This is a genomic window from Microbacterium sp. OVT16B, assembly GCF_019969705.1.
GTDB lineage: Bacteria > Actinomycetota > Actinomycetes > Actinomycetales > Microbacteriaceae > Microbacterium > Microbacterium natoriense.
Genome location: NZ_JAHXZA010000034.1, coordinates 1 through 435, shown reverse-complemented (window position 1 = coordinate 435; position 435 = coordinate 1). Strand labels below are relative to the sequence as shown.

Sequence of the window (435 nt, the reverse complement as noted above, 5' to 3'; positions counted from 1 at the left end):
GCCCGAAAGCAAACCACAATGTTTTATGACGCGGTGCCTTGCCGATGATCGGCATCATATCCGGCGTGCAGGGCCGCGCGCCCATCCACGGTTCCGCATCCAGCCTGCCGCCAAGAGGAAAGACGGTGCGCGCCACCCGTTCCGCCCGCTCGATCTGCACGGGAGATTTCGGTGCATCGCGCTCGGCAAATTCCGCACCCGTCGTCAGGCGGATACCCTTGCGCATCGGCGCAAGGAAATACCCACGCTCGGCATCGATCAGCCAGTTATTGAGCTTCGTGCCCTCCTGGGGCGCATAATGCATGTGATAGCCGCGCTTCACGCCAAGCGGGAAACGGTAACCCAGCCGTTCCGTGACGGTATCCGCCCAGGGACCGAGCGCCACGACGGCATGTTCGGCCTCGATTGCGCCGGTCTCGGTGCGCACCGTCCAGC

The 435-nt window shown here is 63.9% G+C and carries 1 protein-coding gene; it reads right to left on the bottom strand.

The annotated features are described in order from the left end of the window. Positions 1 to 435: FAD-binding oxidoreductase (locus tag LC438_RS18355; protein WP_223587521.1), on the bottom strand; the 435-nt coding region annotated here is incomplete at both ends.